The 13,650-nt window shown below is 53.2% G+C and carries 15 protein-coding genes; 6 read left to right on the top strand and 9 right to left on the bottom strand.

Going from position 1 to position 13,650, the window contains the following annotated elements; all coding sequences use genetic code 11:
* Positions 1 to 7: 7 nt before the first annotated feature.
* The gene (gene hutW / locus G163CM_RS11730) at positions 8 to 1,351 is read right to left on the bottom strand and encodes a heme anaerobic degradation radical SAM methyltransferase ChuW/HutW (protein ID WP_231825085.1); all 1,344 of its coding nucleotides are present in this window, start codon (positions 1,349 to 1,351) and stop codon (positions 8 to 10) included.
* Positions 1,352 to 1,546: 195 nt separating this feature from the next.
* Here hutW and cueR point away from each other — a divergent pair, with 195 nt between their 5' ends.
* On the top strand, positions 1,547 to 1,957 hold the full coding sequence (gene cueR / locus G163CM_RS11725; RefSeq protein WP_015965507.1) for a Cu(I)-responsive transcriptional regulator: 411 nt from the start codon (positions 1,547 to 1,549) through the stop codon (positions 1,955 to 1,957).
* On the opposite strand, the gene G163CM_RS11720 is transcribed toward cueR, so the two are convergent.
* The 5 genes from G163CM_RS11720 to G163CM_RS11700 form a co-directional block, all read right to left on the bottom strand.
* Positions 1,954 to 2,421, bottom strand: coding sequence for an NfeD family protein (locus G163CM_RS11720; RefSeq protein ID WP_231825084.1), 468 nt, complete (start codon positions 2,419 to 2,421; stop codon positions 1,954 to 1,956). The genes cueR and G163CM_RS11720 overlap by 4 nt on opposite strands.
* Positions 2,421 to 3,335: an SPFH domain-containing protein gene (locus G163CM_RS11715; RefSeq protein WP_015965505.1), complete on the bottom strand. Its 915-nt coding sequence runs from the start codon at positions 3,333 to 3,335 to the stop codon at positions 2,421 to 2,423. Before G163CM_RS11715 ends, G163CM_RS11720 begins: the two co-directional genes overlap by 1 nt.
* 223 nt (positions 3,336 to 3,558) lie before the next feature.
* Complete coding sequence (locus G163CM_RS11710; RefSeq protein WP_231825083.1) at positions 3,559 to 3,762, bottom strand: hypothetical protein; 204 nt, start codon at positions 3,760 to 3,762, stop codon at positions 3,559 to 3,561.
* Positions 3,759 to 4,229, bottom strand: a complete 471-nt coding sequence (locus G163CM_RS11705; RefSeq protein WP_231825082.1) for a hypothetical protein — start codon at positions 4,227 to 4,229, stop codon at positions 3,759 to 3,761. Before G163CM_RS11705 ends, G163CM_RS11710 begins: the two co-directional genes overlap by 4 nt.
* A 69-nt stretch (positions 4,230 to 4,298) precedes the next feature.
* Positions 4,299 to 5,720: a YadA-like family protein gene (locus G163CM_RS11700; protein ID WP_231825081.1), complete on the bottom strand. Its 1,422-nt coding sequence runs from the start codon at positions 5,718 to 5,720 to the stop codon at positions 4,299 to 4,301.
* Positions 5,721 to 6,090: 370 nt separating this feature from the next.
* Between G163CM_RS11700 and G163CM_RS11695 the strand changes: the two genes are divergently transcribed.
* From G163CM_RS11695 to fetB, 3 genes are all read left to right on the top strand, one after another.
* On the top strand, positions 6,091 to 6,426 hold the full coding sequence (locus tag G163CM_RS11695) for a hypothetical protein (RefSeq protein ID WP_015965501.1): 336 nt from the start codon (positions 6,091 to 6,093) through the stop codon (positions 6,424 to 6,426).
* Positions 6,427 to 6,580: 154 nt separating this feature from the next.
* Positions 6,581 to 7,252, top strand: a complete 672-nt coding sequence (gene fetA, locus G163CM_RS11690; RefSeq protein WP_231825080.1) for an iron efflux ABC transporter ATP-binding subunit FetA — start codon at positions 6,581 to 6,583, stop codon at positions 7,250 to 7,252.
* The gene (gene fetB / locus G163CM_RS11685; protein ID WP_015965499.1) at positions 7,245 to 8,024 is read left to right on the top strand and encodes an iron efflux ABC transporter permease subunit FetB; all 780 of its coding nucleotides are present in this window, start codon (positions 7,245 to 7,247) and stop codon (positions 8,022 to 8,024) included. The genes fetA and fetB overlap by 8 nt, the downstream gene beginning before the upstream one ends.
* 89 nt (positions 8,025 to 8,113) lie before the next feature.
* On the opposite strand, the gene G163CM_RS11680 is transcribed toward fetB, so the two are convergent.
* The 3 genes from G163CM_RS11680 to tesA are packed head-to-tail and all read right to left on the bottom strand — an operon-like array spanning position 8,114 to position 10,452.
* Positions 8,114 to 8,968: a co-chaperone YbbN gene (locus tag G163CM_RS11680; RefSeq protein WP_231825079.1), complete on the bottom strand. Its 855-nt coding sequence runs from the start codon at positions 8,966 to 8,968 to the stop codon at positions 8,114 to 8,116.
* 58 nt (positions 8,969 to 9,026) lie between these two features.
* Positions 9,027 to 9,797: an SDR family oxidoreductase gene (locus G163CM_RS11675; RefSeq protein WP_231825078.1), complete on the bottom strand. Its 771-nt coding sequence runs from the start codon at positions 9,795 to 9,797 to the stop codon at positions 9,027 to 9,029.
* A 28-nt stretch (positions 9,798 to 9,825) separates the two neighbouring features.
* Positions 9,826 to 10,452 (bottom strand): multifunctional acyl-CoA thioesterase I/protease I/lysophospholipase L1, encoded by a 627-nt coding sequence (gene tesA / locus G163CM_RS11670; protein ID WP_144052258.1) that lies wholly within the window; start codon positions 10,450 to 10,452, stop codon positions 9,826 to 9,828.
* On the opposite strand from tesA, the gene ybbA reads away from it, so the two are divergent.
* Both ybbA and ybbP read left to right on the top strand, forming a co-directional pair.
* Positions 10,420 to 11,106, top strand: a complete 687-nt coding sequence (gene ybbA / locus G163CM_RS11665) for a putative ABC transporter ATP-binding protein YbbA (protein WP_015965495.1) — start codon at positions 10,420 to 10,422, stop codon at positions 11,104 to 11,106. The genes tesA and ybbA overlap by 33 nt on opposite strands.
* Positions 11,103 to 13,517, top strand: coding sequence for a putative ABC transporter permease subunit YbbP (gene ybbP, locus G163CM_RS11660; protein ID WP_231825077.1), 2,415 nt, complete (start codon positions 11,103 to 11,105; stop codon positions 13,515 to 13,517). Before ybbA ends, ybbP begins: the two co-directional genes overlap by 4 nt.
* Positions 13,518 to 13,650: the final 133 nt, after the last annotated feature.

Here is a 13,650-nt window from a genome sequence, read left to right as displayed (position 1 = left end):
TACTCCCTTATTGGTTTTCTACCGCAATACGCGGCGCGTTAAGCTGCTGAATTAATTCATCAAGAGACTGCAAAATATTGCTGGCCCAGAAACGCCCTTCGTGGGTAAGACGCAGGCAGGTTGAGGCGTCAAGCGTCAGCCCGGCGTTGTGCCACTGTGCCAGAAGCGGTAGCAGTTTTTTGCTATGCGGGGTCAGTTCATCGAGTGGTACCCGGGCGGTTTCTACGCCAGCCTGTAATGTATGTCGCCACTGAAAACCGTGTTCGGCGGTCCGCATCATCATCATGAGTGGCTTCCGCCCGGCCTCAACGGCGGTGTGCCAGGCGTCAAGATTGCGTTCGACCATCCAGGAGTAGCCGTTAACTGAACCGCCCGCGCCAGAACCCAGCGCAAGGCAATCGGCTCCCTGCTTAATCAACAGGTTATAAAGGTTACGTTCGCGGGTTGTCCGCGCCCAATGGCTGTTGCTGATACAGCGCCAGCCTGCGCGCTCCATAAACTCATGCCCCTGTAAATAGAGGTCGCGACGTTCAGCCGGAGAAGGGATCGTGGTTCGGCCATTTTCCACCGCCTTAGCCAACGCAGTATTGGGCAGCAGATTCAGGGCATAAAGGTCAACGCCATCAAGACCGATATCACCCGCAATAGCGAGATCCTGGCCCCACAGCGCGGCGTCCTGATCCGGGAGACCAAACAGCAGATCGCACACCACTGCTGCACGATCGCGTCGCACCAGCTTTTCCATAAACGCGATCGCGGTAGGGCCGTCAGAGGTACGCGCCATTTTCTTGCGAATTTTGCTATTAAACGACTGAATACCAATAGAAAAACGGTTGGCTCCTGCATCCAGACAGGCATCGATGCGGTCATCATCAAAATTCAGAACTCGCCCTTCAATGGTGATTTCACAATCCGGTGCCAGTGGCAAACGTTCGCGCAGCGTGGTGATAATACGGGCCAGGTCATGTGCAGAAAGGGCAGAGGGCGTACCGCCGCCGAAATAGACCGCATGAATGGGGGCGGATTGATGCAGTACGCTGTCTGCCTCCTGCTCAATTTCGCGCAGCAGCGCATCCGTATAGTGGGCGCAACTCTCCTCCCGATAGCGATTCTGGTAGAAGCCACAGAAAGTACAGTGCGTGGCGCAGAAAGGGATATGAAGATAGAGCAGGCGTTTACGCGGCGGTGCGACCTGGCTTAAGAGCTGCTGCCAGGTCTGCGCCATCTGCTCCTTCGCGATGGGGACCGCGCCGCGCCAGGGCATCGTTGCCCGTCGATCTTTAAAGGGCTGATTGCCCTCCAGCGCGAAGTAGGGGGTGAGATCCAGCTCACCGACGGTATTCAATGTCATTGATATTCAACATCCGATTATTGAATGATAATTAAAATCATTTGCATTTATATTTTATTAATACGGATGTCGTCTACGAAGAAAGTGTAAAACGGCGGGCTCTTTTGATTTGTATCAACTGTTACCCACATTGCGGCAGGATGGGCGGAGTGGGTTATACTAGGCCGATCGGTATCACTGCATTCGGAGAAAAGGATGAACATCAGCGATGTTGCCAAAAAAACCGGCTTAACCAGTAAAGCCATTCGCTTTTATGAAGAGAAGGGGCTGGTGACACCGCCGCTGCGCAGCGAGAACGGTTACCGTAGCTACACGCAAAAACATATTGATGAATTTACGCTGTTACGTCAGGCACGGCAGGTAGGATTTAATCTGGAAGAGTGTGGCGAGTTGGTCACGCTTTTCAATGACCCGAAACGGCACAGCGCGGATGTGAAGGCGCATACCCTGCAAAAAGTCGCTGAAATTGAAAAACATATCAGCGACTTGCAAGCGATGCGCGATCAGCTTCTGGCGCTGGCGGCGTCCTGCCCGGGTGATGACGGTGTGGATTGCCCGATAATCGACCATCTTTCGGGCTGCTGCCAGCATAAAAAGCAGGCTTAATGTTTTGCCTGATCACAGAGACGAACGCGTAGCGTAATGCCCTCTACCGCAATGACTTCAACTTTTGACCCCGCAGGAAAATCGTCATCAGCAGTAACGGGCCAGGCACTATCGCCAACCCGAACCTGCCCACGCCCGTTAACCAGTGCGGCATTGAGCGTAAAACGCTGCCCTACAAGTTGTTGCCCGCGTTGATTAAGCTGACTGTCTGCGGGTTTCAGCTCTTTAACCTGGCGCGCCAGCCATTTTGACCACAGCCACGCCGCCAGCAGCGTCAGGATACAGAATATTACCGCCTGCCACTCCCAACTGACGGGCAGAATCCAGGTCAGCAGGCCGGTGATCACCCCGGCAACGCCGCTCCACAGCAGATAACCGTTGCCGCCCAGCATCTCGGCGGCCAGCAACAGGCCGCCCAGGCTTAACCAGAAAATATGCGGATGAGCCAGAATCATCTCGACCATTATCTTTTCCGTTCGTTGGCGCTGTCTTTGATCAGTTCGGCCACGCCTGCAATAGAGCCCATCAGGCTGCTGGCTTCCAGAGGCATCATGACCACTTTGCTGTTACTGGATGTCCCGATCTGTTGCAGCGCTTCGGTGTATTTCTGTGCGACGAAGTAGTTCACCGCCTGAATATCCCCGGCGGCAATGGCTTCGGACACCATTTTGGTTGCACGCGCTTCTGCTTCTGCGGAACGTTCACGGGCTTCCGCCTCGAGGAAGGCCGACTGACGTTCACCTTCCGCCTTGAGGATCTTCGACTGTTTTTCCCCTTCGGCTTTAACGATTTCCGCCTGACGAATACCTTCGGCTTCCAGAATATAGGCGCGTTTTGTACGTTCGGCTTTCATCTGGGCGTTCATCGACGCAATCAGCTCTGCCGGTGGGCGAACATCGCGGATTTCGATACGGGTGACTTTAATGCCCCATGGATTGGTGGCTTCATCAACGATATGCAGCAGACGCGTGTTGATGCTGTCGCGCTGGGAGAGCATTTCATCAAGCTCCATAGAACCCAGCACGGTACGAATATTGGTCATCGTCAGGTTAATGATCGCCAGTTCCAGGTTGCTCACCTCATAGGCTGCCTTTGGGGCATCAATGACCTGAATAAAACAGACGGCATCGATGGTGACGTTGGCGTTATCTTTGGAGATAACCTCCTGAGACGGAATATCTAAAACCTGCTCCATCATGTTGATCTTACGGCCAATCCTGTCCATAAAGGGCACGACAAGGCTAAGCCCAGGCTGAAGCGTATTGGTGTAGCGACCAAAACGTTCGACCGTCCATTGATAGCCCTGAGGAACGATTTTGACGCCAGCGGCAACGACCACCAGTACGACAAAAATCATGATAGGGATAAATATCAGCATGAAACCTCCTGTTATACCGTCCGTTTATCTAAGCGGTATGATGCCGCTGCTGACGTAAAGTATATCGGCTACTGCGACGAAATTCGCCTGCCAGATTTCGATATTACGTCACTTTATACCTTAAATCCGGAACAGGACGTTTTAAAAGAACAGCTAAGCCTGATTAAAAAGCCCCTCTTAAAACCGGTAGTAAAAAGAGGGGAACATTATGCAGACAGCATTATTATTTTTGTAACATTTCGGGAAGTGCGAGCAGCTGTTGTACTTCTCCAATCAGCTGTTTATTCGACTGATAAACAGCTTCATGGACTTCATTGTTAACATTAATCGCATGGATGAGCAGTGTTAACAGTACTACTTGCAGGAGGGCGAAGATAAACGCTACGATAATAACGGCATGTATGACCCCCTCCTGGCGAGAGATCATTTTAGATATCCCTGGAATTGCCCCTGTCTCATCAACGCAACTTTACCGGTGCGGTGATAGACAATGACATTATAAAGGCCGCTCTGATAGGTTGTGGCGTCGGTATGGTCTTCATCAATAGCGCATAACGACTCATTCAGGTAAGCAAAATTTTTGCTGCTCATTCGGAACGCCACGCCATATCCCTTATAAATGTGGTTTTTATGCGCAGCCTGGCCATATTGTCTGGCGTGATGATGATGTTTATTACCTGAATCGTCATTGGCCTCGCTGGCGTTTTTATAAGCTTGTGCTTGCGAGGCACCAAGGATAGCCGCTTGTCTGTTTTGCTCGGCAAGATAACAGGTATTGCGGGAAATTCCCTGTGCCTGACACTCCGCCATTCGGGAGGCAGATGATGAGCAACCTGCGAGCAGCACGAAGGCCAGCAGTGTTAATGTCTTTATTTCTTTCATTTCGTTCATCATTAAAATCTATTGAGTACTATGTCTGTTAAACATTAAAGCGCCCGGCAGAGCGCCTTAATGTTTGATGGATTACCAGCCTACAGAGACACCCGCGCCATAGCCGACGTTCTGCTGAGAATCATCGCTGACGGTAGCTTTGACGGTGACGCTTTCTGCGGCACGGAAGGAAACGCCGACCGCTATAGCGGATTCGCCGTCATAGCCGCCAACACCCGCACCGACGGCAACAGTCTGACCATTCAGTACTTGAGGAATGTTTGCCTGCGCCATTGCGGAGGAGGAGCCGGCCGCAGCTTCATGTTTATTTTCGTCAACGGTGTGCTTCAGGCTGGTGAAATTACTGTTCAGTTTGCTCAGCTGTGTGGCATTGGAGTCCACGCGTTGCTGAGTGCTGACGATCTGCTGGCGATCGCTGTTGATCGCTGCACTGGCTTCATGGGCCAGGTTCTGAATCTGCCCTTCGTAATAATCTGACTCGGCTTTCTGCTGCTTCTTCAGATCGGTTAATGTACGATTAGTTGTATTGATGGATTCCCGGTTGGCAGCGATTTCCTTGCTGTGATCAACGGTAGTCGCCGGGATAGTTTCCGCCAGTGCGGTAATTTGCTGCTGGATGGCTTCCTGTTCAGCGTTATGTTTCGCAATCATCATGCCCTGAACGTGTGAACCATTTTGGATAGCTTCCTGTTTCTGGATGCCTTCTACGGTATTTTTTGTCTGAATGATTTGAGCATGGTTGCCTTTCGCATATTCCGCAACTGATTGGATATCACTGCCATTTTGATCAATAGCGGCCGTGTTATCGGTGGTAGTGTCGCGGATATTTTGCATCTCTTTACCTACGGCGACTAAAACGCGGTGGTGCTGCTCAAGCGTGTTAGCGTGCTCGGCAATCTCTGCTGAATTCTTCGCAACGTGGTCTTCCGTTGTGGTCAGTGTTACTGCTGTTGCCTGTCGATATTGCTCGGTGCTGATGACAGGTTTCGCTTTTGATTTATCCAGTGAGAGCGCGGCAGGTTTAGTCTGTGTGTATTGCCCCTTGACGGTTTCTGTCGCCGGTGCTTTAAGGGGAATGACCTCACCAGTTCCTCTGCGATAAGCATCGCGCAGCGCCTCATCTTTCATTGCGCTTTCATGTGCTCGTACACCTGGAAGATGAGGGGGTATTGCCGCAGACGAACCATTCAAATCATATCCAATCATTGCCTGTAAATTTTCTACGGTACCTGCCATTGAGTTGATGTTAGCGATAGCCGATTCGAAATCACCCGCCTTTACCCCCAGTCTTGCCAGACCGGTAACCGCTTTATCATGTGCAGCATTGACTTCATCTTCTGGGGCATCCAGAGGAAGGGAATTGTAAAGGCTTGCGCCCTCATGAAACATGGAAAACGCGGCATCGCGCTGGCCTTGAGTAAGGGCTGCATGCGCAGTGCCAGAACAAACCACACCGATAACCATAGCCAGGAATGTTTTGCTGATTGCTTTCATTTGTTAATTTCTCTTTAAAAATAATTGCTGTTTAAGTTTCTTTATGAGCTTATTTTTGATTCCAATAGAATCAAATATTGTTTCGAGAATCAGGAATCTACGCCGCATTAAATGTTAAGTAAAGCACAACGTAATGGGGTTAATTCTCAAAATGTTTCTATTATGTGGTGTTTTTGGTTTTTATTAGAAACATATTTGGTTTTTATTATGTGATAGTTGTTTTGTAAAGAAAAGTAAGCTTTTGATTAATCACACAAATGAATCTGTGTTTCTGAATGCCTAATGTTTGTGGTGCCAAAATGTGGTAAAATACGTTTCTTTGATTAATCTCAATTTTGAGGTGTCTTGAAACCGGTAGGGATTCATGTAAATGAATGATTTTGCGAAGATATTTGAAGAGATGGGGCTAGATAAAGCTATCTTGCCGATACTGTTCAGGGCCAACCGTTCCACCATACATAAATATTTAGATGGTTCGGTTAATGTCCCTGCCTCTGCTATGTCATTGATAATGTTGCTACAACTTGTACAGAAACGAAACCCAGAGCTGTTTGCTGAATGGATGGTGTTAAGTGACTTCACCATTCCGCCCGAAGTCTACCTCGAGCAGCCGGAGTACTGGAAAGGCTATAAATTCACAGAACACAAGGTCAATAAAAACGTTCTGGAATACTTAAAAGAAAACTTTCCTGACGGTAGTGAATAAGTGTTACACAGGGTACTAGAAAGGGCGTTTACCGATATAGTCGGTGAGCGCCTTTTTTATTGTGCTGCGGAAAATAAATTATTTTCGATTAACTCCTCCTGCACAAATATCGTTACACTGTGTCTATCAGTTCGAGCAGGAGTTTCAAATAATCATGAAGGAAGACAACGCGATTCTGCAATTATCCGGCGTGGGTTATAGCATCGGTGAGCGGCAGGTGTTAAACGATATCAATTTCAGCATTGCGCCGGGTGAGTTTAAGCTGATAACTGGCCCTTCGGGCTGTGGTAAAAGTACATTATTAAAAATCATCGCCTCGCTATTAAGCCCGAGCGAAGGGACGATTCAGTTTAAAGGCCAGGATTACACTAACCTGTCGCCTGAGCAGTACCGTCAGCAGGTTTCCTACTGCGCGCAAACGCCCGCTTTGTTTGGCGAAACGGTCTATGACAACCTGATTTTCCCCTGGCAGATTCGTGATAAACGCACGGAGCCGGATACCTTCCTGGCGTTCCTGACACGGTTTGGCTTGCCGGAAGAAACGTTGTCAAAGTCAATAAACGATCTTTCTGGCGGTGAAAAGCAGCGTATTTCCCTGATCCGCAACCTACAGTTTTTGCCGGACGTTTTATTACTGGATGAAATTACCAGCGCGCTTGATGAAGAAAATAAGCATAACGTGAACGATATTATTCATCGCTATGTTCGGGAGAAAAATATCGCCGTGCTGTGGGTTACCCACGATAAAGATGAAATAGAACATGCGGATGATGTTATTACATTACCGCTCTCAGGAAAGGATATGCAGGAGGCCACCGATGAATGAACACGCCATAACCAATGAGTCACTGGCACTCTCTATGGTATTAGTGCTGGTGGCCATTGTGGTGAGCTACCGGGAAAAACTGGCGCTGGAAAAAGATATTATCTGGAGTATTTGCCGGGCAGTTGTGCAGCTTATTATTGTCGGCTATGTGCTGAAGTATATTTTCAACGTTAACCACGCGATTCTGACGCTGTTGATGGTGCTGTTCATCTGTTTTAACGCTGCCTACAACGCGCAAAAACGCAGTAAATACATCAGCAAAGCGTTTGTTTCGTCGTTTATCGCCATCACCACCGGGGCCGGGTTAACGCTGGCAGTACTGGTCTTTTCGGGCTCGATTGAATTTACACCGATGCAGGTGATCCCCATTTCCGGGATGATTGCCGGCAATGCGATGGTGGCGGTGGGGCTGTGTTACAACAATCTTGGGCAGCGCTTTAGCGCGGAACAGCAGCAGATTCAGGAGAAACTCAGCCTGGGCGCGACGCCTAAGATGGCCTCAGCGCGATTAATTCGCGAAAGTATTCGCGCGTCGCTGATCCCCACGGTGGATTCGGCAAAAACGGTTGGGTTGGTGAGTTTACCGGGGATGATGTCAGGGCTGATTTTTGCGGGGATTGATCCGGTAAAAGCGATTAAGTACCAGATAATGGTGACGTTTATGCTGCTGTCTACTGCCAGCCTGTCGACGATTATCGCCTGTTACCTGACGTACCGGAAATTCTACAATTCACGCCATCAGCTGGTGGTGTCGCAGTTGAAGAAGATGTGAGAAAAAGCCGGATGGCGGCTGCGCCTTATCCGGCCTACAGACATGCGAATATGTAGGCCGGATAAGCGTCAGCGGCATCCGGCAATCAATCAGTACAGCAGCGAATACAACTTACGGCGATACTTCGACGCCAGCGCATCGCCGGTGCCTAATGCTGCGAGGATCTCCTGCAGCATTTTACGTGCCTGACCATCAGCTGCGCCGAGGTCTTTTTGCAGATGGCTGAACAGCAGCTCCAACGCTTCTTCGTTACGACCTACCTGATGCAGTTGTAGCGCCAGCTGCGAGGCCAGCGCTGCATCGTCCGGGTTCTGTGCAACTTGCTGTTGTAACTGCTGAATTTCCGGCGTATCAGCGGCCTGTTTCAGCAGTTCAATTTTCGCCAGCAGACCCTGATAACGGGTGTCCTGATCCTGCAATGGCACGGTTTTCAGTACGGCTTCCGCGTCTTCAGAACGGTTCAGCGCGATCTGCGTTTCTGCCAGCAGCAGGCCAATCTGGCTATCCTGATTCGACATGGACCACGCATCTTTCAGCAGCGGCAGCGCGTCGGCATAGTTGCCTTCCTGCATCAGTTCCATTGCCTGCTGGGCTTTCAGCTCTTCTTCACGCGGCAGAACTTTATCGAGCAGGGCGCGAATGGCTTCTTCCGGCTGCGGGCCCTGGAAACCGTCCACCGGTTGACCATTCTGGAACAGGTACACCGTTGGGATAGCGCGCAGGCCGAACTGTGAGGCCACCATCTGTTCTGCGTCACAGTCTACCTTTGCCAGAATAAACTGACCGTTGTACTGCGCGGCCAGGCTTTCCAGAACCGGTGTCAGCTCCAGACAATGTTGGCTGCGTTCAGACCAGAAATAGAACAGAATCGGCGTCGTGACGGATTGTTCCAGCGTCTGGTGCAGGTTAGCTTCGGTAATATTGACGATATTCTGTACGGACATGAGCCACTCTCTTTTGTCGATTTGACTATTACATGGGGGCGCGAAGCCCGCCTTCAACTTAGCCGCGTAAAATTTTGTCCATCGCGCGGGCCGGGAGCAGGCGCTTCAGCCAGCCAACGGCGTGGGTCACCAGCGTCACCGGATAACGCAGTTTGGGTTTGTCGCTGATAAAGGCGTGACGCACTTTTTCAACGACCGCGTCCGGGCCCAGGGTAAACCGCGCGGCAATGCCGGGGTTCTCGACCGGTTTATCCTGCTCGATTTGATTCACGTTGTCGGTGAAGCGTGTACGAATCGGGCCCGGCTCAATCAGGCTCACTTTTATGCCCGTGGTATGCAGCTCCATGCGCAGCGCGTCGGACCACGCCTCAAGCGCATATTTGCTGGCGGCATAGGCGCCGCGACCGGGCGTAGAGATAAGCCCCATTACCGACGACGTCATCACGATGCGGCCTTCACCATGCGGGATCATCGCCGGAAGAAGACGCTGTGTCAGCTGATGCGCGCCGAAAAAGTTGGCGGAAAATTGCTGTTCGAGCTGTGTCCGGGTAAGGGTGCTGAGCGGGCCGTAGACGCCATAACCGGCGTTATTAAACAGGCCAAACAGGCGATTGCCGGTCAGGGCGATAACCTCATCGGCGGCACGGTCTACGCTTGCAGGGTCATCGAGGTCCAGTTCAATACCAATAAGCCCCATCCCGTTCATCCGCGCGACGTCGGCAGGGTTGCGGCAGGCCGCCAGCACGCGAAATCCCTGGCGCTTCAGCTCAAGGGCGCTTTCCTGACCAATACCGCTTGAACATCCTGTAATTAAAACCGTTTTTTGCATAACTTTACCTGAGAACGCCCCTTTATATTCAGGAGTCGTGATTAACTAGTGGTGCCAGGCGTGTCGCCATCCAGTCGGCGATAAACGGTTGGGCGTCACGATTGGGGTGAATACCATCATCCTGCATCCACTGCGGTTTGAGATAAACCTCTTCCATAAAGAAGGGCAGCAGTGGGATAGTGAATTCCTGGGCAAGCTGCGGATAAATCGCGCTGAAGGCCTCATTATAGCGGCGTCCGTAGTTTGCGGGCAGGCGAATTTGCATTAACAACGGCTCGGCGTTGGCCGCTTTAATTTGTTGCAGAATGGTGCGCAGCGTTTGCTCGGTTTGCTGAGGCTGGAAGCCGCGCAGGCCATCATTGCCGCCCAGCTCAACCAGCACCCAGCGTGGTTTATGCTGTTTCAACAACGCAGGCAGGCGCGCCAGCCCCTGTGCTGAGGTGTCGCCGCTGATACTGGCGTTAATCACCTCTGTTTTCGGCTGCCATTTGCTGTTGAGCAGGGCAGGCCAGGCCGTATTGGCGGCCATACGATATCCCGCGCTCAGGCTATCGCCGAGGATCAACAACGTGTCTGCGGCGACGGCGCGGAAGCTTAACAGAATCAAAAACAGGACGGGCAAATGCCAGCGGAAAACGTGCTTGAAGTTCATCATCTTAAGAAATCCGTCGGTCAGGGAGAGCATGAGCTTTCCATCCTTACCGGAGTTAACCTGATTGTCAAACCGGCGCAGACCATCGCCCTGATTGGCGAGTCGGGGTCAGGGAAGTCGACGTTGCTGGCGATTCTGGCCGGGCTGGATGACGGCAGCGGCGGCGATGTGAAGCTGCTCGGGCAATCGCTGACGGCGCTGGATGAAGAAGCGCGGGCGCGTTTACGCGCGCAGCATGTGGGTTTTGTTTTTCAGTCTTTTATGTTGATCCCGACGCTCAACGCGCTGGAAAACGTTGAACTTCCGGCGCTGCTGCGTGGCGAAAGCGACAGCCAGAGCCGGGGCGGCGCGAAAGCGTTGCTTGAACAGCTTGGCCTTGGCAAGCGTCTGCATCATCTTCCGGCACAGCTTTCGGGCGGTGAACAGCAGCGCGTGGCGCTGGCGCGCGCGTTTAATGGTCGCCCGGATCTCCTCTTCGCCGATGAACCTACCGGAAACCTCGACAGGCAGACCGGCGATAAAATAGCCGACCTGCTTTTCTCTCTCAACCGTGAACACGGCACGACGCTCATTCTTGTGACCCACGATCCGCAGCTGGCGGCGCGCTGCGACCGACGTTTGCGCCTCGTGGACGGTGAATTGCGGGAGGAAGCATGATTGCACGCTGGTTCTGGCGGGAGTGGCGCTCGCCGTCGCTGCTGATTGTCTGGCTGGCGTTAAGCCTGGCGGTGGCCTGCGTGCTGGCGCTCGGCAGTATCAGCGATCGTATGGAAAAAGGCTTAAGTCAGCAAAGCCGTGAATATATGGCAGGCGACAGGGCGCTGCGTAGCTCGCGTGAAGTGCCCGCCGCCTGGCTGGATAAAGCGCGAGAAGAGGGGCTAAAGGTTGGCGAGCAGGTGAGCTTCTCGACCATGACCTGGGCGGGGAACACGCCGCAGCTCGCTGACGTCAAAGCCGTAGACAGTGTTTATCCGATGTACGGCACGCTGCAAACCAAACCGGAGGGGGTGAAGCCGCAGCCCGGCACCGTGTTGCTGGCCCCGCGTTTGCTGGCGTTGTTAAACCTGAAGACAGGCGATGAAATTGACGTCGGTGATGCCACGCTGCGCATCGCCGGGGAAATCGTTCAGGAGCCGGATGCGGGCTTCAACCCTTTCCAGATGGCGCCACGCCTGATGATGAACATGGCGGACGTCGATAAAACCGGGGCAGTGCAGCCTGGCAGCCGCGTGAGCTGGCGCTACAAGTTTGGCGGCACGCCAGAACAGCTGGCGAGCTATGAAAAATGGCTGCTACCACAACTGAAGCCTGAGCATCGTTGGTATGGCCTGGAGCAGGACGAAGGCGCGTTGGGCAAATCCCTCGAACGTTCGCAGCAGTTCCTGCTGCTTTCCGCGCTGTTAACGTTGCTGCTGGCGGTGGCGGCAGTCGCGGTGGCGATGGGGCACTACTGCCGCAGCCGTTATGACCTGGTGGCAATCCTCAAAACCCTTGGCGCCGGGCGGGCGCAGTTACGCAAGCTGATTATTGGCCAGTGGCTGTTGCTGCTCACGTTGGCAGTGATAACTGGCGGCGCGATGGGACTGCTGTTCGAACATATATTGTTGATTCTGCTCAAGCCGGTTTTACCGGCAGCACTGCCTTCCGCCAGCGCCTGGCCGTGGTTGTGGGCAATCGGCACAATGATAGTGATTTCGCTGCTGGTCGGGCTGCGTCCGTATCGCCTGTTATTGGCAACGCAACCGCTGCGCGTGCTGCGGCGCGACGTGGTCGCCAGCGTCTGGCCGCTGAAGTTTTATATTCCGGTGATTTGCCTGGTGGTTATCGGCCTGCTTGCATGGTTGATGGGCGGTAGCCCGCTTCTGTGGTCGGTGCTGGCCGGGGCGGTGGTGCTGGCATTACTGTGCGGCGTGCTGGGCTGGATGGTGCTAAACGTGCTGAAGCGCTTAACGCTGAAAGCACTGCCGCTGCGCCTGGCGGTAAACCGCCTGTTGCGCCAGCCGTGGTCGACGCTCAGCCAGTTGGCGGCGTTTTCGCTCTCCTTTATGTTACTGGCGCTTTTGCTGGTGCTTCGTGGCGACTTGCTTGACCGCTGGCAGCAGCAGTTGCCGCCGGAAAGCCCTAACTACTTCCTGATTAACATCGCGCCGGAGCAGGTGCAGCCGGTGAAAACGTTCCTTGCGGAACATCAGGTGATCCCGGAAGCTTTTTATCCCATCGTTCGCGCGCGTCTGACGCAGATAAACGGTCAGACCACGGAAGGGAATAAAGATGAATCGCTCAATCGTGAGCTGAACCTCACCTGGCAGGAGAAGCAACCGGACCATAACCCTATCGTCGCCGGAAGCTGGCCGCCGAAAGCGGGAGAAGTGTCGATTGAAGAGGGGCTGTCGAAGCGTCTGAATATCAAACTGGGCGATAAAGTGACGTTCACCGGCGACACCCAGGATTTCAGCGCCACGGTCACCAGTTTGCGTAAGGTTGACTGGGAGAGCCTGCGGCCTAACTTCTTCTTTATTTTCCCGAGCGGGGCGCTGGATGGGCAGCCGCAGAGTTGGCTCACCAGTTTCCGTTGGGAAGGTGATAATACGTTGTTAACGCAGCTGAACCGCGAATTCCCGACCATCAGCCTGCTGGATATCGGCGCGATCCTGAAACAGGTGGGGCAGGTGCTGGAGCAGGTAAGCCGGGCGCTTGAAGTGATGGTGGTACTGGTGACCGCCTGCGGCGTGCTGCTGTTGCTGGCACAGGTGCAGGTCGGTATGCGTCAGCGGCATCAGGAACTGGTGGTTTATCGCACGCTGGGGGCCAGCAAGCCGCTGCTGCGCACCACGCTGTGGGCGGAGTTCGCCCTGCTGGGGCTGGTCTCCGGGCTGGTGGCGGCCATTGGCGCCGAGACGGCGCTGGCGATGCTGCAAACGAGGGTGTTTGATTTCCCCTGGGAGCCCGACTGGCGCTTGTGGCTGGCGTTGCCGCTTTGCGGCGCCGTGCTGCTTTCACTGTGTGGCGGTTGGCTGGGGATCCGCCTGTTGAAAGGTAAAGCGTTGTTCCGCCAGTTTAATAGCTAAGAGATTGCCGGATGGCGGCTACGTCTTATCCGGCCTACAAAAACTTTACACCTCGTAGGCCCGGTAAGCGTTAGCGCCACCGGGCAACTTCCTCCCGGCGGAAAAATCCGCGCGCAAAATCCCACTTTTTATC

Source organism: Pseudocitrobacter corydidari, from assembly GCF_021172065.1.
Classification (GTDB): domain Bacteria; phylum Pseudomonadota; class Gammaproteobacteria; order Enterobacterales; family Enterobacteriaceae; genus Pseudocitrobacter; species Pseudocitrobacter corydidari.
The sequence above is the reverse complement of the archived record's forward strand: the minus strand, read 5'-3'. Positions and strand labels throughout refer to the sequence as shown.

Coding starts and splice junctions, on each gene's coding strand:
- hutW (WP_231825085.1), bottom strand. CDS start 1,351: ATGACATTGAATACCGTCGGTGAGCTGGATCTCACCCCCTACTTCGCG.
- cueR (WP_015965507.1), top strand. CDS start 1,547: ATGAACATCAGCGATGTTGCCAAAAAAACCGGCTTAACCAGTAAAGCC.
- G163CM_RS11720 (WP_231825084.1), bottom strand. CDS start 2,421: ATGGTCGAGATGATTCTGGCTCATCCGCATATTTTCTGGTTAAGCCTG.
- G163CM_RS11715 (WP_015965505.1), bottom strand. CDS start 3,335: ATGCTGATATTTATCCCTATCATGATTTTTGTCGTACTGGTGGTCGTT.
- G163CM_RS11710 (WP_231825083.1), bottom strand. CDS start 3,762: ATGATCTCTCGCCAGGAGGGGGTCATACATGCCGTTATTATCGTAGCG.
- G163CM_RS11705 (WP_231825082.1), bottom strand. CDS start 4,229: ATGATGAACGAAATGAAAGAAATAAAGACATTAACACTGCTGGCCTTC.
- G163CM_RS11700 (WP_231825081.1), bottom strand. CDS start 5,720: ATGAAAGCAATCAGCAAAACATTCCTGGCTATGGTTATCGGTGTGGTT.
- G163CM_RS11695 (WP_015965501.1), top strand. CDS start 6,091: ATGAATGATTTTGCGAAGATATTTGAAGAGATGGGGCTAGATAAAGCT.
- fetA (WP_231825080.1), top strand. CDS start 6,581: ATGAAGGAAGACAACGCGATTCTGCAATTATCCGGCGTGGGTTATAGC.
- fetB (WP_015965499.1), top strand. CDS start 7,245: ATGAATGAACACGCCATAACCAATGAGTCACTGGCACTCTCTATGGTA.
- G163CM_RS11680 (WP_231825079.1), bottom strand. CDS start 8,968: ATGTCCGTACAGAATATCGTCAATATTACCGAAGCTAACCTGCACCAG.
- G163CM_RS11675 (WP_231825078.1), bottom strand. CDS start 9,797: ATGCAAAAAACGGTTTTAATTACAGGATGTTCAAGCGGTATTGGTCAG.
- ybbA (WP_015965495.1), top strand. CDS start 10,420: ATGCCAGCGGAAAACGTGCTTGAAGTTCATCATCTTAAGAAATCCGTC.
- tesA (WP_144052258.1), bottom strand. CDS start 10,452: ATGATGAACTTCAAGCACGTTTTCCGCTGGCATTTGCCCGTCCTGTTT.
- ybbP (WP_231825077.1), top strand. CDS start 11,103: ATGATTGCACGCTGGTTCTGGCGGGAGTGGCGCTCGCCGTCGCTGCTG.